Annotated in this window: 27 protein-coding genes and 1 pseudogene; 8 read left to right on the top strand and 20 right to left on the bottom strand. The window is 60.0% G+C overall.

Translation table 11 applies throughout. The features are described from left to right. The first annotated feature begins 270 nt into the window (after positions 1-270). The 3 genes from tnpA to tnpC are packed head-to-tail and all read left to right on the top strand — an operon-like array spanning position 271 to position 2,517. Positions 271-588, top strand: coding sequence for an IS66-like element accessory protein TnpA (gene tnpA / locus IEC33019_RS14505; protein WP_009405708.1), 318 nt, complete (start codon positions 271-273; stop codon positions 586-588). Next, positions 585-920 (top strand): IS66 family insertion sequence element accessory protein TnpB, encoded by a 336-nt coding sequence (tnpB, locus tag IEC33019_RS27850; RefSeq protein WP_009405710.1) that lies wholly within the window; start codon positions 585-587, stop codon positions 918-920. Before tnpA ends, tnpB begins: the two co-directional genes overlap by 4 nt. Positions 921-969: 49 nt before the next feature. After that, a complete protein-coding gene (gene tnpC / locus IEC33019_RS14495; protein ID WP_250169573.1) occupies positions 970-2,517 on the top strand; it encodes an IS66 family transposase in 1,548 nt (515 codons plus the stop codon). Positions 2,518-2,651: 134 nt separating this feature from the next. Here the strand turns inward: tnpC and IEC33019_RS14490 are convergent, their stop codons facing one another. The 8 genes from IEC33019_RS14490 to merT all read right to left on the bottom strand — a co-directional run bounded on the left by IEC33019_RS14490 (position 2,652) and on the right by merT (position 6,859). Continuing rightward, a complete protein-coding gene (locus IEC33019_RS14490; protein WP_099593712.1) occupies positions 2,652-2,864 on the bottom strand; it encodes a DUF3330 domain-containing protein in 213 nt (70 codons plus the stop codon). A 160-nt stretch (positions 2,865-3,024) separates the two neighbouring features. After that, the gene (merE, locus tag IEC33019_RS14485) at positions 3,025-3,261 is read right to left on the bottom strand and encodes a broad-spectrum mercury transporter MerE (protein WP_099593710.1); all 237 of its coding nucleotides are present in this window, start codon (positions 3,259-3,261) and stop codon (positions 3,025-3,027) included. Further along, positions 3,254-3,616, bottom strand: coding sequence for a mercuric resistance transcriptional repressor MerD (gene merD, locus IEC33019_RS14480; RefSeq protein WP_099593707.1), 363 nt, complete (start codon positions 3,614-3,616; stop codon positions 3,254-3,256). Before merD ends, merE begins: the two co-directional genes overlap by 8 nt. Continuing rightward, positions 3,616-4,032, bottom strand: coding sequence for a hypothetical protein (locus tag IEC33019_RS14475; protein ID WP_099593705.1), 417 nt, complete (start codon positions 4,030-4,032; stop codon positions 3,616-3,618). The genes merD and IEC33019_RS14475 overlap by 1 nt, the downstream gene beginning before the upstream one ends. A gap of 20 nt (positions 4,033-4,052) precedes the next feature. Continuing rightward, the gene (gene merA / locus IEC33019_RS14470; protein WP_099593703.1) at positions 4,053-5,735 is read right to left on the bottom strand and encodes a mercury(II) reductase; all 1,683 of its coding nucleotides are present in this window, start codon (positions 5,733-5,735) and stop codon (positions 4,053-4,055) included. Between the two features lie 34 nt (positions 5,736-5,769). Continuing rightward, positions 5,770-6,204, bottom strand: a complete 435-nt coding sequence (gene merC, locus IEC33019_RS14465) for an organomercurial transporter MerC (protein WP_099593701.1) — start codon at positions 6,202-6,204, stop codon at positions 5,770-5,772. Between the two features lie 12 nt (positions 6,205-6,216). Next, positions 6,217-6,495, bottom strand: a complete 279-nt coding sequence (merP, locus tag IEC33019_RS14460; protein ID WP_099593699.1) for a mercury resistance system periplasmic binding protein MerP — start codon at positions 6,493-6,495, stop codon at positions 6,217-6,219. A gap of 13 nt (positions 6,496-6,508) precedes the next feature. Continuing rightward, positions 6,509-6,859, bottom strand: a complete 351-nt coding sequence (gene merT, locus IEC33019_RS14455; RefSeq protein WP_099593697.1) for a mercuric ion transporter MerT — start codon at positions 6,857-6,859, stop codon at positions 6,509-6,511. A gap of 71 nt (positions 6,860-6,930) precedes the next feature. Between merT and merR the strand changes: the two genes are divergently transcribed. Further along, positions 6,931-7,350, top strand: a complete 420-nt coding sequence (gene merR, locus IEC33019_RS14450; protein ID WP_099593695.1) for an Hg(II)-responsive transcriptional regulator — start codon at positions 6,931-6,933, stop codon at positions 7,348-7,350. A 199-nt stretch (positions 7,351-7,549) separates the two neighbouring features. Here merR and IEC33019_RS28000 read toward each other — a convergent pair whose 3' ends face one another. From IEC33019_RS28000 to cadR, 9 genes are all read right to left on the bottom strand, one after another. Beyond that, on the bottom strand, positions 7,550-7,768 hold the full coding sequence (locus tag IEC33019_RS28000) for a co-regulatory protein PtrA N-terminal domain-containing protein (RefSeq protein WP_099593694.1): 219 nt from the start codon (positions 7,766-7,768) through the stop codon (positions 7,550-7,552). 192 nt (positions 7,769-7,960) lie between these two features. Then, a complete protein-coding gene (locus IEC33019_RS27845) occupies positions 7,961-8,557 on the bottom strand; it encodes a hypothetical protein (RefSeq protein ID WP_434091243.1) in 597 nt (198 codons plus the stop codon). 740 nt (positions 8,558-9,297) lie between these two features. Beyond that, positions 9,298-11,211 (bottom strand): CHASE domain-containing protein, encoded by a 1,914-nt coding sequence (locus IEC33019_RS14435; RefSeq protein WP_172959809.1) that lies wholly within the window; start codon positions 11,209-11,211, stop codon positions 9,298-9,300. Between the two features lie 82 nt (positions 11,212-11,293). Further along, entirely contained in the window at positions 11,294-11,740 is a 447-nt protein-coding gene (locus IEC33019_RS14430) for a hypothetical protein (protein ID WP_157765890.1), read from the bottom strand. Positions 11,741-12,085: 345 nt separating this feature from the next. Beyond that, positions 12,086-12,955 carry a sterol desaturase family protein gene (locus tag IEC33019_RS14425; RefSeq protein ID WP_099593687.1) on the bottom strand — a complete coding sequence of 290 codons (870 nt, stop codon included), beginning with the start codon at positions 12,953-12,955 and terminating at the stop codon, positions 12,086-12,088. 68 nt (positions 12,956-13,023) lie between these two features. Continuing rightward, positions 13,024-13,770: a helix-turn-helix transcriptional regulator gene (locus IEC33019_RS14420; protein WP_099593685.1), complete on the bottom strand. Its 747-nt coding sequence runs from the start codon at positions 13,768-13,770 to the stop codon at positions 13,024-13,026. After that, the gene (gene lspA, locus IEC33019_RS14415; RefSeq protein ID WP_099593683.1) at positions 13,767-14,279 is read right to left on the bottom strand and encodes a signal peptidase II; all 513 of its coding nucleotides are present in this window, start codon (positions 14,277-14,279) and stop codon (positions 13,767-13,769) included. The genes IEC33019_RS14420 and lspA overlap by 4 nt, the downstream gene beginning before the upstream one ends. After that, positions 14,276-14,623 carry a DUF3703 domain-containing protein gene (locus IEC33019_RS14410; RefSeq protein WP_099593681.1) on the bottom strand — a complete coding sequence of 116 codons (348 nt, stop codon included), beginning with the start codon at positions 14,621-14,623 and terminating at the stop codon, positions 14,276-14,278. Before IEC33019_RS14410 ends, lspA begins: the two co-directional genes overlap by 4 nt. Positions 14,624-14,933: 310 nt before the next feature. Further along, entirely contained in the window at positions 14,934-15,347 is a 414-nt protein-coding gene (cadR, locus tag IEC33019_RS14405) for a Cd(II)/Pb(II)-responsive transcriptional regulator (RefSeq protein WP_099593679.1), read from the bottom strand. Between the two features lie 97 nt (positions 15,348-15,444). On the opposite strand from cadR, the gene IEC33019_RS14400 reads away from it, so the two are divergent. Together IEC33019_RS14400 and IEC33019_RS27840 are read left to right on the top strand one after the other, a co-directional pair. Next, the gene (locus IEC33019_RS14400; protein ID WP_371929299.1) at positions 15,445-16,341 is read left to right on the top strand and encodes a cation transporter; all 897 of its coding nucleotides are present in this window, start codon (positions 15,445-15,447) and stop codon (positions 16,339-16,341) included. A gap of 9 nt (positions 16,342-16,350) precedes the next feature. Further along, positions 16,351-16,563 (top strand): annotated as a pseudogene (locus tag IEC33019_RS27840) (cointegrate resolution protein T); the annotation flags it as partial. 164 nt (positions 16,564-16,727) lie between these two features. Here the strand turns inward: IEC33019_RS27840 and IEC33019_RS14390 are convergent. The 3 genes from IEC33019_RS14390 to IEC33019_RS14380 are packed head-to-tail and all read right to left on the bottom strand — an operon-like array spanning position 16,728 to position 19,891. After that, positions 16,728-17,699: an ExeA family protein gene (locus IEC33019_RS14390; RefSeq protein WP_099593675.1), complete on the bottom strand. Its 972-nt coding sequence runs from the start codon at positions 17,697-17,699 to the stop codon at positions 16,728-16,730. Next, entirely contained in the window at positions 17,689-19,326 is a 1,638-nt protein-coding gene (locus tag IEC33019_RS14385) for a DDE-type integrase/transposase/recombinase (RefSeq protein ID WP_216641847.1), read from the bottom strand. The genes IEC33019_RS14390 and IEC33019_RS14385 overlap by 11 nt, the downstream gene beginning before the upstream one ends. Before the next feature lie 4 nt (positions 19,327-19,330). Continuing rightward, entirely contained in the window at positions 19,331-19,891 is a 561-nt protein-coding gene (locus IEC33019_RS14380) for a recombinase family protein (RefSeq protein ID WP_099593671.1), read from the bottom strand. A 135-nt stretch (positions 19,892-20,026) separates the two neighbouring features. On the opposite strand from IEC33019_RS14380, the gene IEC33019_RS14375 reads away from it, so the two are divergent. Together IEC33019_RS14375 and IEC33019_RS14370 are read left to right on the top strand one after the other, a co-directional pair. Beyond that, positions 20,027-21,709: a Mu transposase C-terminal domain-containing protein gene (locus IEC33019_RS14375; RefSeq protein ID WP_011494284.1), complete on the top strand. Its 1,683-nt coding sequence runs from the start codon at positions 20,027-20,029 to the stop codon at positions 21,707-21,709. A 2-nt stretch (positions 21,710-21,711) separates the two neighbouring features. Then, positions 21,712-22,620 (top strand): TniB family NTP-binding protein, encoded by a 909-nt coding sequence (locus IEC33019_RS14370; RefSeq protein ID WP_013741668.1) that lies wholly within the window; start codon positions 21,712-21,714, stop codon positions 22,618-22,620. Positions 22,621-22,626 lie beyond the last annotated feature (6 nt).

Below are 22,626 nucleotides of genomic sequence, written 5' to 3'. Positions count from 1 at the left end.
CCATGTCTCCATGAGCACGTTTAGGTAAGCGATGCGGTCGTGCATCAACTTGACCTGTCTCTGATCGTCAGAGGCGGCCTTGATCGCGGCGTCTCGTTCTTGGTCAGCGATACCGAGAATCTGCATGAGGCTAGCTACCTCATGTCGATGATGCGTTGCAGTTGCAGCTAAGTAAGCGGCCAGAGAACACACCTTCAGAAATCCGGAAACAAGGGCGATGGTGTCCGCCTATTTTAAGCGGACGCGATCACCCTTATCGCTAGGATTTCCATGCGCCAACGAAGCTCCTATCCCAAACCCTTTAAGGCCCAGGTCGTGCAGGAATGCCTGAAACCCGGTGCCTCAGTTTCCAGCGTCGCCATCAGCCACGGCATCAATGCCAACGTGATTCGCAAGTGGCTGCCGATTTACCGTGATAAACCCGTCGCGCCACTTCCCGCGTTTGTACCGCTGCAACCGATTCCTAAACGGCAAGCTGATGAAGCCGTGGTCATCGCACTGTCGCTGGGCGACAAATCCATCACGGTAAAATGGCCCATCTCCGACCCGGACGGCTGCGCACGTTTTATCCGCAGCCTCTCGCAATGATGCGCATCGACGCCATCTGGCTAGCCACCGAGCCCATGGACATGCGCGCCGGCACCGAAACTGCGTTGGCCCGCGTGGTCGCTGTGTTCGGTGCGGCGAAGCCGCACTGCGCTTATCTGTTCGCCAACCGCCGGGCCAACCGGATGAAGGTGCTGGTGCACGATGGCGTGGGCATCTGGCTTGCCGCGAGGCGTTTGAACCAAGGCAAGTTTCACTGGCCTGGCACTCATCGCGGCTTGGAAGTTGGGCTCGACGCTGAACAACTTCAAGCGCTGGTGCTCGGTTTGCCATGGCAGCGAGTTGGCGCTAACGGCGCAATCACAGTGATTTAGCCTTGCTTTTCAGCTGTGGCAGGTGGATCGCTTTGGTAAAATCCACGGCATGACTTCCTCGCCCAATCTCGCCCAAATGACACCCGAACAACTGCGCGCACTCGCTGCGCAGTTGCTGTCGAAGGTCGACACCATGGCGCGAAAAATCCATCGTGACGAGACGATCATCGAGCAGCTCTCTCACGAGATTGCCATCCTCAAGCGCCACAAGTTCGCCAAGCGCAGCGAGCAGATCAGCCCAGCGCAAGGCAGCTTGCTGGATGACTTGCTCAACACCGACCTTGAGGCTATCGAGGCAGAACTGAACGCGCTTCGTCCCGCCCCAACGTCGGACGAACCCCGCCAAAAGCCCAAGCGCGCGCCGCTACCGCCGCAGTTCCCACGTACCGTCATTCGTCACGAGCCAGAGAACACCCAGTGTGTCTGCGGGTGCCAGCTTCAGCGCATCGGCGAAGACGTTAGCGAGAAGCTGGATTACACACCTGGCGTGTTTACCGTTGAGCAGCATGTACGTGGAAAGTGGGCCTGCCGCCAGTGCGAAACACTGATCCAAGCACCGGTGCCGGCCCAGGTGATCGACAAGGGCATCCCGACCGCAGGCCTACTGGCGCATGTGATGGTAGCCAAATTCGCTGACCATCTGCCGCTGTACCGGCAAGAAAAGATCTTTGGCCGTGCAGGCCTGGCGATCCCGCGTTCAACGCTGGCTCAATGGGTGGGCCAAACTGGCGTACAGCTACAACCGCTGGTGGATGCACTGCGCGAAGCGGTGCTGGCTCAGCGAGTCGTGCATGCCGATGAAACTCCGGTGCAGATGCTGGCTCCCGGAGAGAAGAAAACGCATCGAGCTTATGTCTGGGCTTATTGCACGACGCCTTACTCGGCCCTCAAGGCGGTGGTCTACGACTTCAGCCCCAGCCGCGCCGGCGAACATGCGCGCAACTTCCTGGGCACCTGGAACGGCAAGCTGGTCTGTGATGACTTCGCGGGTTACAAGGCCAGCTTCGACCTGGATATCACCGAAATCGGCTGCATGGCGCATGCCCGCCGTAAGTTCTTCGACCTGCATGCAGCGAACAAAAGCCAGTTGGCCGAACAAGCGCTGCACTCAATCGGCGGGCTGTACGAAGTCGAACGGCAGGCCAAAGACATGTGCGATGAAGAACGGTGGCGATTACGCCAAGAAATAGCGGCGCCCATTGCACAGAAGTTACATGAATGGATGCTGGCTCAGCGCGACCTCGTGCCCGAGGGGTCGGCCACGGCCAAGGCTCTGGATTACAGCTTGAAACGCTGGGTAGCGCTGATGCGCTACCTGGATGATGGTGCCGTACCCATCGACAACAACCCGGTGGAGAACACGATCAGACCATGGGCGCTTGGGCGCTCCAATTGGTTGTTCGCCGGGTCTCTGCGCAGTGGCAAACGAGCGGCAGCGATCATGAGTTTGATCCAGTCGGCACGCATGAACGGGCATGATCCGTACGCATATCTCAAGGATGTACTGACGCGATTGCCGACGCAGAAAGCTAGTTGTAACGGCTCGCGTTTGAAATCGGCCGCGCTCGCAATCAATGCGATTCCCGGCTCAGATTAACTGCAACTGACGGAGCAGCCGGGCTCACATTAACTGCGAGTGAGCTTGCATTCAGCTGCGTCGGCTTGCATTCCATCATCGTGGGCTCACGCTTTCTGCAATTAACCAGAGCCACTTTCCAGAGGCAAAGCGAATTAGTCGTCGTGACGGGTACTGACCTTTTGTGTGTAGGGGCTATCAGGCTCGAATGCCGCCCTCTTATCCGCGCGAGACATAAAGCGTTGATAGCACTCCAGGCCACAGAAGTGCACGACGTACTCGGAACCTTCCGGCGTAAGCGCGGCGTCAAGGGGAATGTCCTTGCAACATTCGCAGCAGCTGATGGTAGGGGTGTTGTTTGCGTTCATGATGGGGTTCCTCCATCGTCCAAGAAAACCTAGTAACGCTTCCGCACCCGTGATCGAACCTGTGCGCAGATCGACCTGCGGCCGGTAGTGCAGAAGAATTCCCGGCGCTCCCAAGTCTGCCGCAACTCGGCAGCGGAGACCGCGCAGTGGTCTGAGCGGATCACGGCCGCTCCCGAAAGGTCCGCAGTGCCGCTCGCAGGAAGAGGCAGAAGAGAACGGCCAGCGCAAGCACGGCGACACCCATATGTTCGCTGACGAAGGCCCCGGCCGCTGTCCCCGAAAGTAGCAATGCCAGCACCGGTAGATGACAGGGGCAGGTGAGCGCGGCGAGCACGCCCCAGGTATAAGCGCGTGAGCGGGAGACCTTGGTCGATTCGGCTTGGTCGGCGTTACGCATGGGCATGACCTTCGTCGGCGCAGTGGGTCAGCCCGGCCAACTGCGTTTCCACTACGGCTAAAGCCGCCTGTCGTGCCGCGATTTGCCGGAGCAAACGCTCGACACAGCCGATCACGTCGGAGCCATCGTCCGCATCGAGCGCCCGGCAGAGCCGCGCCAATTCGTCGAGCCCGATACCGGACTCGAAGGCGGCACGCACGAAGCGCAGCCGCATCAGGGATTGCTCGTCGAAAATGCCGTAACCGCTGTCCGTGCGCCGCGCGGGGTGCAGCAAGCCACGCAGCACATAGTCGCGCACCACATGCACGCTGACGCCCGCGTCCTCGGCCAATCTGGATATCGTGTAGGCATTCATCACCGACACTCCCGGCCTTCTCCGCAAACTGGGGCACTCAGATATTTCCTTCCGGCCAGGCGCTCAGGTAGCCAGAGGAGCAACGGTGTAGTACCCAGTGCCAGTAGCAGCCACAGTCTGGAGAGATGCTCGCCGTTTTGGTCAAACACATAAACCAGCAGCGCACCAAGCGCGAGCAACAGGAAGTAAGGCCCCGTGATGTAGCAGTGAAGTCGGCGACAGCGCGCGGCGTTGACCAGGCAGGCGCCGCCCATCACGGCCAGCGCGGCGCTCGCTGCCAGGAACAACGCGGGGCGTCGATCCGCCAGAACAATCGCTATCGTCGCCGCGACGGCAGGCAGCACCCATAAGCCGATCACCTGCCATGTCTTGCGTAGGCTGTCGCACCCACCGAGATCGCCTGCCGTGTTGCTCATGCTTCAACCTCGCTCTCTCATTACCCTGCGCAGCAGGACAATTGTTTGACGTCCTTCGTGAAGGTTTGCGCAGCTAGTTTCAGGCCCTCGACCATCGTCAAATAGGGGAACAATTGATCGGCGAGTTCCTGCACCGTCATCCGGGCGCGGATGGCAATGGCGGCGGTCTGGATGATCTCGCCCGCTTCCGGAGTCACCGCCTGCACGCCCAGCAGCCGGCCGGAGCCCGCTTCGGCGACCAGCTTGATGAAACCTCGCGTGTCGAAGTTAGCCAACGCTCGTGGCACGTTGTCCAGGGTCAAGGTGCGGCTGTCGGTTTCAATGCCGGCGTGGTGCGCTTCCGCTTCGCTGTAACCGACGGTGGCCACCTGTGGATCGGTGAATACCACGGCCGGCATGGCGTCGAGATTAAGCTTCGCCTCGCCGCCGGTCATGTTGATCGCCGCGCGGGTGCCTGCGGCAGCCGCGACGTAGACGAACTGCGGCTGGTCGGTGCAGTCGCCGGCCGCATAGATATCCGCTGCGCTGCTGCGCATGCCCTGGTCGATCACCACGCCACCGCGCTGATCCAGCTTCACGCCGGCACCTTCCAGATTCATGCCTCGGGTATTGGGTGTGCGTCCGGTGGCGACGAGCAACTGGTCGGCGCGCAACTCGCCATGGTTGGTGCTCAGGACGAACTCGCCGTCGGCGTGGGATACCTGGCTGGCTTGCGTCTGCTCCAGCACTTCGATGCCCTCCATACGGAAGGCCGCCGTCACCGCTTCGCCGATGGCCGGGTCTTCGCGGAAGAACAGCGAGCTGCGCGCCAGGATGCTGACCCGGCTGCCCAGCCGGGCGAAGGCTTGTGCCAGTTCCACCGCTACCACCGAGGAGCCGATCACGGCGAGCCGTTCCGGAATGGTGTCGCTCGCCAGTGCCTCGTCCGAGGTCCAGTAGGGCGTGTCCTTGAGACCGGGAATCGGCGGAACGGCCGCGCTCGCGCCGGTGGCGATCAGGCAGCGGTCGAAGGCAACGATGCGCTCGCCGCCCTCGGCCAGTTCCACGCTGAGCGTGTGGCCGTCCTGGAAACGGGCGGTGCCGCGCACCAGGCTGATCGCCGGATTGTTTTCCAGAATGCCTTCGTACTTGGCGTGGCGCAGTTCGTCCACACGACCTTGCTGCTGCGCGAGCAGCCGTTCGCGCAGGACGGTCGGCGTCGTGGCGGATAGCCCCGCGTCGAACGGACTCTCGCGGCGCAGATGGGCAACATGCGCGGCACGAATCATGATCTTGGAGGGCACGCAGCCCACGTTGACGCAGGTGCCGCCGATGATGCCACGCTCGATCAAGGTGACGCGGGCACCGCCTTCCACCGCCTTGAGTGCGGCCGCCATGGCGGCGCCACCGCTGCCGATGACCGCAACGTGGAGCCTGTCGCCATCTTTCCCGGCGCCAATGCTGCCGCTCAACCAGCCCCGCGCCTTGTCGAGCAGGCCAGGACGGGGTTGTATCGTGGAATCTTCGAACGCCGCTCGATACCCCAGTGCCTCGACGGCGGCCTGCATTTGTTCACGGCTTACGCCCTTGTCGACCGTCAATTCGGCCTTCCCGCTGGCGTAGGAAACATCCGCCTGGTGCACGCCGGGAATCTTCTCCAAGGCATCTTTCACATGCTCGACACAGGATGCGCAGGTCATGCCAACGATTTGCAATTCGGTCATAGCGTTACTCCTTCAGATGGGTCTCTTGTCGGCATCACTGTTTCTGCGGAGTTGGACAGGCGTCCGGCCCACAATGGCGGTTGGCGGGCGACACCAGATCCCATATGGACACCCCAAGCATGAGGGCCAGGCCGATATAGAGCAGCCAGCCGCTCCGCCAGCCGTGAGCCAGCATAAAAAACACCGCTGCCAGCACCAGGACAGGGCCGATCAGGCCGAGCGCAGTCCGTCGCCACTGCCGATGATTGAGCCAGCCGAGGGCATTGACGACCAGAGCCAGTCCGGCAAACAGGGGCAGCAGCGTGGTGATGAACAGGCCTTCCCACTGGCTCAAAAAGCCCAGACCGAACGCGGCACCCAGGCTGGCAAGGGCGGGAAAACACGTGGCGCAGCCTATGGCAGAAACCAGCACGCCGACGGAACCGGCTTTGTCACCGATCCGAGTGAACAGATTGAGCGGATTTGCCATCGGAACTCCCTCCTATTGCTTGACGCTGGACGGATAGCCTGCGTCCTCGGTCGCCTTGGTCAGCGCCGGGGCATTGGTCTTGGTATCGTCAAAGGTGACGATGGCCTCGCGGTTCTCGAAACTTACTTCCGCCTTGGTCACGCCATCGACCTTGGTCAACGCCTTCTTCACCGTAATCGGGCAGGCGGCGCAGGTCATGCCGGGCACTGACAGGGTGACGGTCTGCGTGGCCGCCCAGGCGGGCGCAGCGACGAGGATGGCAAGGGCGAAGGATGCGAACAGCCTTTTCATGGCGAACTCCTGATCAGTAGAACAAGGGAAGGATGTAGGGGAAGCCGAGTGCGATCAGCACCAATGCCGCCACCACCCAGAAGAGCAACTTGTAAGTGCTGCTAACCTGGGGGATAGCGCAAGCCTCGCCCGGTTTGCAGACTTGAGCCGAGCGAAAAATGCGCCGGTAGGCGAAAAGCAGCGCGACCAACGCCCCGCCGATGAAGATCGGGCGGTAAGGTTCCAGCACGGTCAGGTTGCCGATCCAGGCCCCGCTGAATCCCAGTGCGATCAGAACCAACGGCCCAAGACAGCAAGTCGACGCGAGAATCGCAGCGAGCCCCCCGGCGACAAGAGGGGCGCGCCCGTTTGACGGTTCAGACATGCATTTCTCCTTTTGAGCATGTGAGCGATGGTTTAAGGTTACTTCCGTAGTCAAGTACGGAATCAAGCACTGTGGAAAACTCTGTGGACAGCCTGACCATCGGCGCCTTTGCCAAGGCGGCCGGGGTCAACGTGGAAACCATCCGGTTCTATCAACGCAAGGGGCTGTTGCCCGAGCCGGACAAGCCCTACGGCAGTATTCGCCGCTACGGCGAGGCGGATGTCGCACGGGTGAAATTCGTGAAATCCGCGCAACGACTGGGCTTTAGCCTCGATGAAGTGGCCGGACTGTTGAGGCTGGATGACGGCGCTCACTGCGACGAAGCGCGTGTGCTCGCCGAGCAGAAGCTCGAGGATGTACGTGGGAAACTCGCGGATTTGCAGCGGATCGAGTCAGTCTTGGCGCGGCTGGTTCACGACTGTTGTGCGAGTCACGGGACTGTTTCCTGTCCGCTGATCGTTTCGCTGCATGGAAACAAAGAGCCGTGCTGACCTACGATCTCCAGTTTTGTGAGGCGCCCCTGTTTGTCGGCTTGAGCTTGGAAAAAAGCGGCGCTCAATGAGCGCCGCTGAATGGCCAAAGGAGCAATTGCAAAGGCCACAGATTGGTACTGCTATTTGCACTTGCGCCTCATCAGGGCAGGCTCACGCTGAGCCTGGTCGAGCGGATCGTGCAGCAGTCGCTCATGTCCTACCTTGCAGGTGGACAGGCGGGCTGCTCTTCGACACGGCCAGCCGCCGTGGCCCCCAGTTGCTCAATCTTCTTGGCGGTTTCCGCCACCAAGGCCGCCTCAGCCTTGTCGTGCATAGCGGCCCTCCACTCAAGCGCTCGATCGGCTCCGTTCTCGGCCCATACGGTGGATGACAGCAGAGTCGAACCAACTATCAGCAGCAGTCTTAGGTATTTCATAACAGCAATCTCCTCTCAGGTTTTCAGCCCACGATTCGACTCTACTTCCGTATTTAAGTACGGAATCAAGGGGGGAATGGAGTTGAGAAGGACCTAGATTATGGCGCTGAGAGGAGATGGCAGGGCTTAAGTGCACTTTCTATTCCGTTGCTCCCCAAACCCAAAACCCCAAAACGTACAATTTCCCAGCGCTCAGATCGGCAGCCCCGCCGCCAGCATCTTGTCGCGCAGCTCAGCGGCGCGCGCCGGATCGAGCGCGTTGCTGAACAGCGCCTTGATCTCATTGGGTCTGGCGTCGAACTGATCTACCAGATCCTTGATGCGGTAACCGTGGCGCGTCAGGGTCGGTTCCAGATCATCCAGTTGACGCGACAGCACTGATTCCACCAGCTCCGCCGAGACGGGTTTCTCGCCAGTCAGGTAGCCGGCTTCCAATGCCATGCTGAGGTGCAGTTGGATTTGCAATGGTGTGCGCAGCTTGGTGGCGAGCAGGTCGATGGCGTCTTCACTCAGGATCGACTCGGGTTCGACCTTCCCCGCAGTGCAGGTTTCCAGCAGCCAGTGGATGTACTCGCGCTGACTGCCGGCGATGCCGTCGAGCGAGAAAATATCTGTGCGGTAGCCGATTTCCTCCATCGTCGGGCGGCGCAGGTCGTTACGCAGCTTGGGATGCCCGGCCAGCACCACCGACAATCGGCCGTCGCCGTCCTCGACCAGTTCCATCAGGCGCTTAAGGCCGGTCAGCGTATGGCCGTTGAGGTCATGTGCCTCATCGACGAACAGGGCCACCGGGCGCTTATTGGGGTTATGCCGAGATAAGGGGAAAATTCACTCACTTCACTCCTATCTATCTGACTTTACTGATGATTTTAAGTTCTTTATTTCGCGCGCTAAGAGCGACTGGCCGGCATCAGGGGGCTGCGTCGGACGCCGTGCCTTCGAGGCCACTAGGTGTAACGGCTCGCATTTGAAAATCGCCGGGCTCGCAATCAACGCGATTCCCGGCTCAGATTTACTGCGGCTGACGAAGCCCTCGGGCTCACATTAACTGCGAGCGAGCTTGCATTGGGGACGATAGAGAAAACGGAAAAAATCGTACGTTAAGCGTACGGCCTGTCAGGTTGAGGCCCTAGAGGTTGCCGGCGAGGCGTCAGAAAATGCTGGAATCGGCCCTATCCTGACGCGGCCCAAGGTTCCGGCCTGACGCCTAGTTAGGGCGTACTTCAACTGGACGTTCGCGGCGGGCCTACGTTGGGTTTTGGTTCCATTGCTCCCCAAATCCCGAATAGGGAGCAGTGGAACAGGAAACGCACTTAAGCCAAGTCGGCTTAGCGTACGATTCTTCCCGAATTCTGCGGCTTCCCTTTCCAGCCCTTGGCGGTCATCTGTGGGGCCAGTTGCTCGAAGCAATCGGCGGTCAATGCCTGATCGGTCGTGATGGACCAACTTCATGCGTGGACGCTGTCGCCGGCAACACAAGATCTGGAGTTGTCGATCAGGGTGCGTTTAAACGCTACGGGAACGCAGAGCTACACCGAGCCGCTATCCTGAAGCACCAAGGCTCCATTCTTGGAGCCTTTCTTGACCTGATACATCGCCTGATCGGCATGCTCGCTGAGCACCTCGATGGTCGTTCCATGCTGAGGGTAGAGCGCGATACCGACACTAATGGAAATTCGTGCTTCGCCACCCGCAGACAAGGGGATTGGTCGGCGGACCTCCGAGATGAACAGGCTGGCCTTTTTGAGCGCCTCCTGTTCGTCGCTGACGTGTTGCAGCAAGGCCACGTACTCATCGCCTCCCACCCTGGCGAGCGTGTCGGAGGCACGGATGCAACGCAGGAGACGGCGGGCCACGGTCTTTAGCACTACATCCCCCGCTTCGTGGCCATGGGTGTCGTTGACCGACTTGAACCCATCCAGATCCATGAACAGCACAGCCAGATGCGTGTTCTCGCGCTCTGCCAATGCAAGCGCCTGCTGTATGCGGTCACCGAGTAAGACCCGGTTGGGTAGATCGGTCAATACGTCATGATGCGCTCGATGGTGATAGGTATCCAGCTCCTGTCTGGACCGGCTGATGTCCTGATGGGTACCGTACATGATGAGAGGCTTGCCATCCCGATCCCATTTCCCCACCTTCCCGCGGTCCAGCACCCAGATCCAGTGCCCATCCTTGTGGCGCATCCTGGCCTCACACTCGTAGAACGGTAACTCCCCCGCCAAGTGCTGCTTGAGCAGCTGTTCTGACTTTTGCAGATCTTCCGGATGCGTGAGCTTTGCCCAGGTGACGATGGAGATCGGCTCAAGCTCTTGGAGCTTGTATCCAACGATCCTCGCCCATTCCTCATTGAAGACGGTTTCACCGCTCTGGACATTCCACTCCCAGGTGCCGACCCGGGTGCCTTCAAGAATGGCACTCAATCGAGACCTCTCCAGAGACAGGTCTTCTGTCATCGCGCGGGCCGCCGCTTCTGCCCGGGACCGACCCGACACCAGCAAAAACATCAGCCCAGCCAGCATGGCACTGAGCAAGACACCGGTTACCGCGATCACGATCGGTAGCCCTCTGTCCACCCGTTGCAGAAGGCTCGTGCTGCCATGCACGCGAACGGTCCAGGTTTGTCCCATCATGCGCAGCCGATGCACCGATTCAAACCCTGGACGGATATCGGTACGCCCTGAACTGCCAAAGTGAGTTCGTGTCGCTTCAACCATCTCTTCGCCGTCGAAGATGTCGATGATCAGGTCACGCTCCTGCTCTCCGAGGAGACCCTGCAGGAAGTCTGTCATGCGAAACGGTGCATAGACCCAGCCGCGCAGTTGTTCCCGGCGCTCTGCTACGGTTGCCGCTGGCTGGTCAGTAGCGTAGATCGCCTGGTAGATCAGGAACCCCGACTGCTCCTGAACCCCCGTTTCCTGCTGGAGACGCACATGCCCCGAAAGCGCGATGGCACCCGTATCTACCGAGCGCTGCATGGCCTCGCGCCGCACGGGTTCTGAATACATGTCGAAGCCGAAGGCACGCAGGTTGCGTCCCAAAAACGGCTCCAGATACACGATCGAGGAATACAGGTCTCGTTGGCCTGCTGGTTGCACCGTGTAAGAGGGAAAGCCTTCGGCGCGGACCTGATCGATGTGGGTTTGCAGATCGGCAGGCCGGATGGCCCTGGCGAAGCCCACGCCTTGGATGCCAGGCAGGTACTGGTCCAGAGCCTGGCGATCGGAATACCTTCGGAAATCTTCACGTCCGACATCATCATGCACATCAAAGAACCCGGCCGTGCCCCGCAGGACCTGCTGGTAGGTGGCCATGCGGTTCTCGATGCGCTCAGCAGCCTCCCGGGCGCGGAAGTCGAAGTAGACCTGTTGTCGTTGATCGACGGACTCGACGATGAGTTGGTAAAGCACTACGGTGGAGCACAGGCCGATCAAAAAAACCACAAGAGGGATTAGCCTCGGCGACAGTCGGCTTGGTTTGCCAGAGGGGATCATTCGCTATGCCGTTTTGTTGATTTCCCAAAGCTTAAACGCTACCATAAACAGCAACTCTCCGAAGCTCTTTCCTGATTTCTTCTTGTTCCTTGCGAGCTTGGATCTTGGCTTCACGCTCGGGCGTGCTCATTCCTTCGTAGCTGACTCCGGCCTCGAACTCCTTGTTGTCAGCGAACTTTCTCAGTGCGTCTCGGGCTTGCAAAAAACCCTGTCCGGTGGAGTGCTGGTGGAGATGAAAAACATCACCGCCTAGCTTTGAGTCATACCCGGTATTTGAGACCCATGTAATCGATCCGCCCTTGGATTTAATGACGATTTCCCGCATGGGGTCTTTATCGGGAAGGCTTTTCTTCTGCATACGGATGCGGTCATCACTTCCACCGGCCCTCACGTATCCCAGCTCTTCAGAGGGAAGCCGCAGAATTCGGGAAGAATCGTACGCTAAGCCGACTTGGCTTAAGTGCGTTTCCTGTTCCACTGCTCCCTATTCGGGATTTGGGGAGCAATGGAACCAAAACCCAACGTAGGCCCGCCGCGAACGTCCAGTTGAAGTACGCCCTAACTAGGCGTCAGGCCGGAACCTTGGGCCGCGTCAGGATAGGGCCGATTCCAGCATTTTCTGACGCCTCGCCGGCAACCTCTAGGGCCTCAACCTGACAGGCCGTACGCTTAACGTACGATTTTTTCCGTTTTCTCTATCGTCCCCCATTCAGCCGCGCCGGCTCGCATTCAATCTCAATGGGCTCACGCTTTCTGCAACTAACCAGAGCAATCCAGAGACAGCGTGCCGTGCCTGGCTACCGCCGCACTGCAAGAGAACCCGCTAGCCTTTGCTTCTACGGTCTCGCCCAAAGGGTTCGGCGAACTGCGCAAGGTAGCCTTTGGGGTAGTCCTTTTCATGCAACCCGACCTCGGCCTCCCCCAGCTTCCCCGCACTGTCGAGGAACGTGCCAAACAGTTGATCCCACACCATCAGAAACTCACCAAAGTTGACTTGGGCATCTTCAAAGTCGCGCTTGTGATGCCAGCGATGAATTTCGGCAACCCCGATAATGTGACGCAGCCACCCCAGTCGGTAGTCCAGGTTCGAATGCTGGAAGGCCAAGTGCACGGTCAGAATGCCAAACCAGGTGGCGACTACGGCAGACGGGGCGCCTAATGCGAGCAGAATCACCAGCCCCGGACCGGCCATGAGCGCCGCGTGCAGGGGATGGCGTCGCTCCCCGTTCACCCAATACAACCGCTCGGCGCTGTGATGAATCATGTGAAAACGCCACAGCCATTGCACTCGATGACTAATCCGGTGCATGCCGTACAGGCCCAGATCGAGCACGACGGCGACCAGTAGCAACTGGAGCCACAGCGGACTCTCGATCGGAAAGAGACGAACCGAAGCCGGCACCGCATCGCCAAGTTTGGCCAGGATTTCAGCGGTGAATTGAATGACGGAAAGGTTCACCAGCATGTGCAGCAGATCTGTCGCGGTGTCTTGATGATCCTCAAGCCAGGCTTCGCGAAACGGTTGGATGCGCTCCAAACCAGCGATGCTCAACAGTCCTATCGCGGCGGCTATGGGGGTGGTGGGCCAATACGGTACGCCGGCATACAGCGCCCAGATCATGAAGGCGGCAGCGCCACCAAACACGAGTGGATAGCTCACCCACCGTATGGCAAATCGAAGAAAGGTCGACATCGTTCAGCTCCCTGTGATGGAGTCATGACTCTATGCGGAGAGACGAGCTTTCGACTTGAACGAAAGAGCTAGGATTCCTGGAGATCGACTTCAGCCAGGGCAGATGATGGATCGATGCCCAGCAGCGTCCGGAATGTTCGGGAGAAATGAGCCGAGTCAGAAAAGCCTGCCTCATGCGCCGCTTCGGTCAGCCGCCCCCCTTTGGCTAGGTGCTGTAAGGCTTGCGTGAGACGTAACCATTTCGCATAGCTGCGAAGCGGCAGACCTGTCTGTTCCACGAACCAATGGGAAAACCGTGTGGGTGATAAATGCACCAGTGCGGCCATTTCTTCGCGTCTCATTTGGCCTCTACGCAGCGCTTCAATCACCTTGGTCAAGCGAGGATCTGGGATCGGTGGGTCGGGAAGCCGCAGCGTCTGGCGCACCCCAGCCTTCAGCTGTACAGCACTGTGTCCTGTCTCGCGCAGCGCGCCGATAATCGCCGCTACGTCCGCCGGCGTGATCTCAATCACCCTCGCTTCTTCGGTACCCCGCAAAGCACGAGCTTCCTCGGACAGCGCATCCACATAGATCGACAGAACTCGACCGGCGCTCAGCCGGTGTTTCAAGCCTGCCGGGATGAAGATGGCTGCCCCTGAATGAATACCCAGCGGGGTTTCGACCGCTACGGTTGAATCGAGGCCCACTGAGATCTGATGCGCCTGATGGTGGTGCCAGCCTTGGTGACCAACACGCCCATGAAAGACTCCGATACCGGGTCCGACCCATGCATGGCCTACCCAGCGCACTGTGTCCGTCGAAGACGAGCTTTTCATTCTCTGGCTCGGTTCACTTCCGCTTTTGGGGTCAGCAAACTGCTCAGGATCAACATGGCGGCGCCACCGACGATACCGATATCCGCCAGGTTAAACGCCGGCCAATGCCAGGACTGCCAGTAGAAATCCAGGTAGTCGATCACATGACCACGGAATGCGCGGTCAATCAGATTCCCAACTGCACCGCCCAGTATGAGGCTATAGCCCAGCGCTTCGCTCTTGGGACTGGGCTTACGCAGGATCAGCGCGAGCACTATCGAAATGATGACGGCCAGGGCGATGAAGACGTATCGCTGCCAACCGCCCGCGTCAGCCAGGAAGCTGAATGCTGCACCGGTATTCCAGAAATGAACCAGATTGAAGAACGTGGTCAGAGGAGTCACGGAGCCGACCGGGAGCGAACCCTCAATTACGCTCTTGGACACTTGGTCGGCTAACGCAATCGCCAGCGATAATGTCCACCAAAGCCAAGGAGCGCCGAAAAATGACCTTTCAGGAGAGGAACTCATCGCGGCTCTCCTTGAAGAAGTCGCTGCAACTCTTGGGAGACGGGCATCGGCGCGAAAGCACTAACCCTGGCCCGCCCGGTGTTTCCGAGTGGCACCCAGATCCTGGAGAACAGCAGTGCCGCAATGATCCGAGGCATTTGGCCGAGCACCTCCCGATAGTCGCGCAACTGCCAGCCAGCCCTCAGCATCAGCCAATGGCTCTGAGCGTGAAGGACTGGCATTCGCTGGCTCAATATGTGGGCCCGCTCCAACCAGGGAAAGGTTCCGGCTTCATCCTTTTCTCGGAGGGCCTGCTTTGCTCGTGAGAAGGCTTTATCAATGGCAATGCGAAGGGCTGTATTCATCTGGATCTCACTTGCGCAGCGGTCGAAGGCCGTTCAGGACAACCAGCAAGCTGACACCCATAGACGCGCAGCCGCATGGGGACGGTCCGGCTTGCTGCAAGGCGCAAGTCCTAGAGGAATTAGTGGGCTTAGGGTCATCGCCACAGCAACTGGACATGAAATACTCCTTGGTCAGATGTGCCAAGTGAACACCCTGTAGTCGCTATAGGGTCAAGCGCTATGGATTGAGGCGATGCAAAAAAAGAATTTAAGCCGTGAATAGGAAAGAGGTCTGCCGCATGGTCCTCGATCAAAAGCAGGGTCTTCGACCTCAGGATTGAAGACGTGGAATGCCGCCCTCCACCAAACCCGAAAGTATTCCGCAGTCCAAGCTTTGTCGTTCATCATCGCAGCAGCCCCGCAACGTCACCAACTGGTTTTCGAGGGCATGTAAGGATGCGATCTGAGCCCTTACCTGGGCGATATGTCTATCAAGGAGCGTATTGATCGCCGTGCATGGTTGCTGCGGCTGCTCCTGAAAGCCCTGTAAAACACCAATTTCTTCCAGTGACATGCCAAAAGAGCGGCATTGGCGAATGAACAGCAGTTTCTCCACATGATCCGCTTCGTAGGCTCGGTAGCCATTGTCCTGACGGTTAGGAGGTGGGAGCAGTCCCTGACGTTCATAAAAACGAATCGTCTGAATGTCCGCCCCCGTCAGCTTTGCAAGTTGGCCTATGCGCATGGCCTTCTCCTGAGTCAAAACTCAGTATATCCATGCTTGACCCTATACCTGCTATATGGTTTTTAATTGACAAAATAAAGCCCGATAGGAGAAGCGAATCATGAGTTCTTGTGAGAAGTCCTGTGGCTGTGGCCCAGTTTCGGCAACCACAGAAGCGGCAACCGCGCCTTCGAATGAAGGAACATGGGTCAGCAGTTTTTCTGTACCCAAGATGGATTGCCCTTCAGAAGAACGAATGATTCGGCTCGCACTGAATGGCTTGCCTGAGCTCAATTCGTTGTCCTTTGATTTGACCAGCAGACAGGTACGCGCTTTCCATGACGGGGCGGTTGACCAGATCGCTACCAAGCTGGAGTCACTTGGCCTGGGTGCAGCGTTGCTGGGTACTGAGCCGGCCAGTCAGGAAGCAGCCTCGGCCAATAGTGCCAATGAAGAGCTGACTGCTTCGAAAGAGGCAAGCACGCTGAAGATCCTGCTCGGTATCAATGCCGCGATGTTTGTCATTGAGATGGGTGCAGGTTTGATCGCCCAGTCGACTGGCCTGGTTGCCGACTCGTTGGACATGTTTGCTGATGCTGCCGTCTATGGGCTGGCTCTCTATGCGGTCGGCCGGAGTGCACGGCTTCAAGTTCGGGCTGCCCACCTGGCGGGGGTCTTTCAGATCGTGTTGGCTCTGGGCGTGCTCGTGGAAGTGGCTAGACGCGTCCTCTACGGCAGCGAACCTGAGTCGATGCTGATGATGGGGATTGGCGCAGTCGCACTAGTCGCAAACGTCAGCTGTCTCTTGATGATCTATGGCCACCGCGAAGGTGGTGCACACATGAAAGCGAGTTGGATTTTTTCAGCCAATGATGTGCTCGCGAACATTGGTGTTATCGCAGCAGGTGCATTGGTTGCCTGGACAGGTTCTTCCTACCCAGATTTGGTGATTGGTACTGTCGTGGGCCTCATCGTACTGAACGGTGCGCACCGAATACTGGCATTGAAAGCCTGACCAACCGGACACCGACATGCCCGTGATTCACTTGAGCACTACCGACGTACAAGCAAGGATCAGCGTGAGCAGGAGCAGCGCCGGCACGAAGCGCAGGTGCAGCAGCTGCAGATGGAGGCTCGCCAGCTACAGCAGACGCTGATCGTCAAGCAAGACGAACTGACCCGATTGAATCGTGACAATGAGCACCTGCTCACCGAGGCCCGACTACTGCTGAAGGAAGACGCGCTTCGACGCCTTGCAGTCGGAGAGCGCCGAGCTACACAAAACCGTTTCGACGCAACGCCAACGCGCACAAAGCTTAGAGATTACCCTTGCCGAGACTAGGACAGCGTCGAAGTTGGCTATTTTTGCCCAACCCCCGAAAACGTGAAATTAGCCAGTAATCAGATCGGCAGCCCCGCCGCCAGCATCTTGTCACGCAGCTCGGCAGCGCGCGCGGGGTCAAGCGCGTTGCTGAACAGCGCCTTGATCTCATTGGGTCTGGCGTCGAACTGATCTACCAGATCCTTGATGCGGTAACCGTGGCGCGTCAGGGTCGGTTCCAGATCATCCAGTTGACGCGACAGCACTGATTCCACCAGCTCCGCCGAGACGGGTTTCTCGCCAGTCAGGTAGCCGGCTTCCAATGCCATGCTGAGGTGCAGTTGGATTTGCAATGGTGTGCGCAGCTTGGTGGCGAGCAGGTCGATGGCGTCTTCACTCAGGATCGACTCGGGTTCGACCTTCCCCGCAGTGCAGGTTTCCAGCAGCCAGTGGATGTACTCGCGCTGACTGCCGGCGATGCCGTCGAGCGAGAAAATATCTGTGCGGTAGCCGATTTCCTCCATCGTCGGGCGGCGCAGGTCGTTACGCAGCTTGGGATGCCCGGCCAGCACCACCGACAATCGGCCGTCGCCGTCCTCGACCAGTTCCATCAGGCGCTTAAGGCCGGTCAGCGTATGGCCGTTGAGGTCATGTGCCTCATCGACGAACAGGGCCACCGGGCGCTTATTCTTCCTCACCAGCTCGCGCAGGTCACGCTCACGTTTTTCGCCCTGGGTCGGGATGCGTACCTGCTTTTCGGAGGAGAGGTCGTAGAAGAGCGCGGCGATGAAGGTGGCCAGTTTGATGCTGTGCTTCTCGATGGCCAGCGACTTGGAGACCGTGATCTTCTTTTCCTCTTCCATCGCTTGCTGAAGCCGGCGCAGCATCACGGTCTTGCCACTGCCTATGACGCCGCACAGTGCGATCAGGCGCCCCTCGAAGATCGCCCCCTTGATGTCCTTGATCAACTGCTGATGGTGGGCGGTCTCAAAGTAGCCGGCCTGGTTCAGCGGCAACGTCAGTCCGTAGTGCTGCATCACTTCAACCCGCATGTTCTTCTCCTGCTTTCTTGTGGCGGAAGTAGCCCCGAACGCGCTCCAACACGATGCGGCGCGTCAGGGTTTCGCTCAGCACCTGGTGGATGAATGCCTGATCTTCGGGTGAGAGCTTAGCCAACGGCTGCGCCAGATCATCGGCAATGGCGAGCTTGGCTGCGATGACGCTGGGAAACCGGTATTCATGCGCCTCGGCATCGAAGGGTTGGCGCGGCAGTGCCATGGGAGCTGCGGGAGGTGTCAGCCGCACATCGTCGCCGGCCAATGCGGCGATGGGTAGACCAAGCTGGTCAGCCAGCGAGCGGATGCGCTCGGATCGTTCATCGGCCTTGCCGCGTTTGAATGCGCGGTAGCGATGCAGTGGAATTGGCCCGGAGACTGGGTAATAAGGCCCGAAGCGCTCCCCCTCGAACTCGGCATAGAGCTCACCATCGAACAAGCCCCAAAGCAACACCACGGACTCACCGGCCATGTCGGGCTCCACCTCGTAGGCCGTGCCGTCGATGGTGACTCGCGCATCGACGCCAACCTTGCGTCGTTCGGGCTCGCGGGCGAACCGGCAGAACTGCTCCCAGGTGCACATTTCGCGCAGGCCCTCGGCGGGCAGGTTAGCCAGCCAGTCCTCGATCCGCGAATGCGGCTCGGAACGATGGCCCTGTGCGTTGTAGGTGCGCACCAGATAACGCATCAACCACTCGTTGGCCTGCGCTTCGGTTTCAGGCTTGTGGAAGTGATACAGCGTCTCGTGGGCTTCCTTCACCGTGCGGAAAGGGCGCTCCACCTTGCCTTTGGAGCGGGCTGTGGTACGGGCGCCATCCTTGCCGGCCGGGATGTGTGTCTGCCACTCGATGCCCAGCCCCTGCATGACGTTCTGGAAGACGCGGCGCTTGGCCACCGGGCCATTGTCCAGGTAGATCATCTTGGGGCGGCCTTGGAACGGAAAGGTGGGGTCAGCCTTCGGCGCCATGGCGTTAAACAGGAAGCGCAGCGCCGACTCTGCGTCCTCGCCGTATACGCAGTGGTATTCCTGATAGGCCACACCACTGCGATCATCCACCACGCTGAACAGCATCAGCGTTGGCTCACCTCTGGCCGGGTCGATCCAGTCCGGTTTATCGATGTGTTTGAGGTCAGAGGGCGACAGGTCGAACTGCCAACAGTCATTGCTGTGTGCCGCCTGAAAGCGCGTCGCGGGCGGCTGCCGCAACAACCGCGGTTGATCCAGTCGCCACAGGGATAGGTAGCGGTTGACGGTTGGTCGGCTGAGTACACCCTTAGGCGCCTTGACCAACCCTTGCACGGTCTCCACCCCGTAGTCTTCCAGCAACTCGATGGCGCGGCGGGTAGACAGGTGCCGCCCTTGCTTGTTGGTGGTGCGCAGTTTCAGCGCTGCAATCAGCTCGCAGTAGCGTTCCAGCTCGGCCTGCTGCAACACGCGCGGTTTACCGTGATCGGCCCGGTGGGCCGCGTGGGGTTTATGGATGAAGTTCAGCGCCCGGTACACAGTGCTCGGGGACACGCCATACAACTCAGCTATCGCAGTCACCTGGGCGGCCCGTTCCGGGCTTTTCTTCGGCAGACGGTCGAGCCGCTGCCGCAACTGCATCAGCGAATCGGTTGGGATGGCCTTATGCTGCCCGCTGGGCATTGCGTTCGGCCTCGGTCAGATAGTTGTAGAGCGTCGAGCGGCCAATGCCCATCATGCGGCAGATTTCCGCCACGGTGTGTTTCCGCTCGTGATAGAGACGCAGGGCGAGTTCTTGCTTAGCCGGATCGAGCCGTTTCTTGCGCCCACCCTTGCGGCCACGGGCCCGCGCAGCGGATAGTCCGGCTTGGGTGCGCTCGCGAATCAGGTTGCGCTCGAACTCGGCCAAGGCGCCGAATAGGTGAAATACCAGACGGCCTCCAATCGAGGCGGTATCAATGTTTTCTTGCAAGCTGCGCAAGCCGACGCCGGCGGCGTCCAGTTGTTCGACCAGTCGGATCAGATCCTTCAGCGAGCGGCCGAGGCGATCCAGGCGCCAGATCACCACGGTGTCGCCACGGCGTAGCGTGGCCAGCAAGGCGGTCAAACCAACCCGCTCGGCCTTGGCTCCGCTGGATGTATCCTCGAACACGCGCTCACAGCCGACCTTCGCCAGAGCATCGCGTTGCAGATCGAGGAGTTGGTCGTAGGTCGAGACTGTCATTTTCAGAAGACGACTGCACCAATCAACGAGACATGAAGCCTGCTGTGCATACGGCTCCTGACAGCCCGATATCAGGACTCCTCTGCACGAAACTCGTCTATGCTCAATACTCGTGTGCACCAAAGCGAGGCGAGCATGGCGACCGATACCGTACCGATTGCCGAGCGCGGCGTAGCCACCCTGTCAGAACAGGCATGGGAGCGTGCTCGCTGCCGCGCGGAGATCATTGGGCCGTTGGCGCAGTCGGAGACGGTCGGGCATGAAGCGGCCGACGCAGCAGCCCAGGCGCTGGGTCTGTCCCGGCGGCAGGTCTACGTCCTGATCCGCCGTGCCCGGCAAGGTTCGGGGCTGGTCACTGATTTGGCTCTTGGACAGTCGAGCGGTGGCAAAGGTAAAGGCCGCTTGCCGGAGTCGGTCGAACGAATCATCCGCGAGCTACTGCAAAAGCGCTTCCTGACCAAGCAGAAGCGCAGCTTGGCGGCGTTCCACCGTGAAGTTGCGCGGGTGTGCAAGCTGCAAAAGCTGCGGATGCCGGCGCGCAACACGGTCGCGTTGCGGATCGCCAGCCTTGATCCACTCAAGACCACTCGACTTCGGGAAGGCCAGGATGCGTCCCGCATCCTGCAAGGTGTTGGCGGTGTTCCTCCGCCAGTCTCCGCACCGCTGGAGCAGGTACAGATCGACCACACAGTCATCGACCTGATCGTGGTGGACGAGCGCGACCGGCAACCGATTGGCCGTCCGTACCTGACCCTCGCCATCGACGTGTTCACCCGCTGCGTGGTTGGCATGGTGGTCACGTTAGAAGCGCCATCTGCCGTCTCGGTCGGCCTGTGCCTCGCACACGCCGGTTGCGACAAGCGCCCTTGGTTGGAAAGGTTGGACGTGGAAATGGACTGGCCGATGAGCGGCAAGCCCGCGCTGCTCTACCTGGACAACGCGGCCGAATTCAAGAGCGAGGCGCTACGCCGTGGCTGCGAGCAGCATGGCATCCGGTTGGACTATCGGCCTCTCGGGCAGCCGCACTATGGCGGCATCGTGGAACGGATCATCGGCACGGCGATGCAAATGATCCACGACGAATTGCCGGGGACGACCTTCTCCAACCCTGACCAGCGCGGGGAATACGCCTCCGAGAAGATGGCCGCCCTGACACTGCGCGAGCTGGAACGCTGGCTCGCATTGGCGGTTGGCACCTATCACGGCTCCGTGCACAACGGCCTGCTCCAACCGCCGGCCGCACGCTGGGCCGAAGCTGTCGCGCGTACCGGCGTTCCAACCGTCATCACTCGCACCACGGCTTTTCTGGTCGATTTCCTGCCCGTCCTCCGCCGCACCCTGACCCGCACTGGCTTCGTCATCGACCACATCCACTACTACGCCGATGCGCTCAAGCCGTGGATAGCTCGGCGCGACCGCCTGCCTGCGTTCCTGATCCGGCGCGACCCACGCGACATCAGCCGCATTTGGGTGCTGGAGCCGGAGGGGCAGCACTATCTGGAAATTCCATACCGTACCTTGTCGCACCCGGCTGTCACCCTCTGGGAACAACGGCAGGCGCTGGCGAAATTGCGGCAGCAAGGGCGCGAACAGGTGGATGAGTCGGCGCTGTTCCGCATGATCGGGCAGATGCGCGAAATCGTGACCACTGCGCAGAAAGCCACGCGCAAGGCGCGGCGCGACGCGGATCGACGCCAGCATCTCAAGTCAACGGAACAACCTGTCAAAACCACGCCACCAGCGGACACGGACATGGCAGACCCGCAGGCGGACAACCAGCCACCTGCCAAACCGTTCGACCAGATTGAGGAGTGGTAGCCGTGGACGAATATCCCATCATCGACCTGTCCCACCTGCTGCCGGCGGCCCAGGGCTTGGCCCGTCTCCCGGCGGACGAGCGCATCCATCGCCTTCGCGCCGACCGCTGGATCGGCTATCCGCGAGCAGTCGAGGCGTTGAACCGGCTGGAAGCCCTGTATACGTGGCCAAACAAACAACGCATGCCCAACCTGCTGTTGGTCGGTCCAACCAACAACGGCAAGTCGATGATCGTCGAGAAGTTCCGCCGCGCCCACCCGGCCAGCTCCGACGCCGACCAGGAGCACATCCCGGTATTGGTCGTGCAGATGCCGTCCGAGCCATCGGTGATCCGCTTCTACGTCGCGCTGCTCGCGGCGATGGGAGCACCATTGCGACCGCGCCCACGGCTGCCGGAAATAGAGCAACTGGCGCTGACACTGCTGCGCAAGCTCGGTGTGCGTTTGCTGGTGATCGACGAGCTGCACAACGTCCTGGCCGGCAACAGCGTCAACCGCCGGGAATTCCTCAACCTGCTGCGCTTCCTCGGCAACGAATTGCGCATCCCGCTGGTCGGTGTGGGCACACGCGACGCCTACCTGGCCATCCGCTCGGATGACCAGTTGGAAAATCGCTTCGAGCCGATGATGCTGCCGGTGTGGGAGGCCAACGACGATTGCTGTTCACTGCTGGCCAGCTTCGCGGCTTCGCTCCCGCTGCGGCGACCTTCGTCGATTGCCACGCTGGACATGGCTCGCTACCTGCTCACGCGCAGCGAGGGCACTATTGGCGAGCTGGCGCACCTTTTGATGGCGGCGGCCGTGGCCGCCGTGGAGAGTGGTGAGGAAGCGATCAACCACCGCACGCTCAGCATGGCCGATTACACCGGTCCCAGCGAGCGGCGGCGGCAATTCGAGCGGGAACTGATGTGAAGCCAG

The sequence above is a fragment of the Pseudomonas putida genome (assembly GCF_002741075.1).
In the GTDB taxonomy this organism is placed as follows: domain Bacteria; phylum Pseudomonadota; class Gammaproteobacteria; order Pseudomonadales; family Pseudomonadaceae; genus Aquipseudomonas; species Aquipseudomonas putida_T.
Note: the sequence above shows the minus strand (reverse complement) of the source record. Positions and strands in the feature narration are given on the sequence as shown.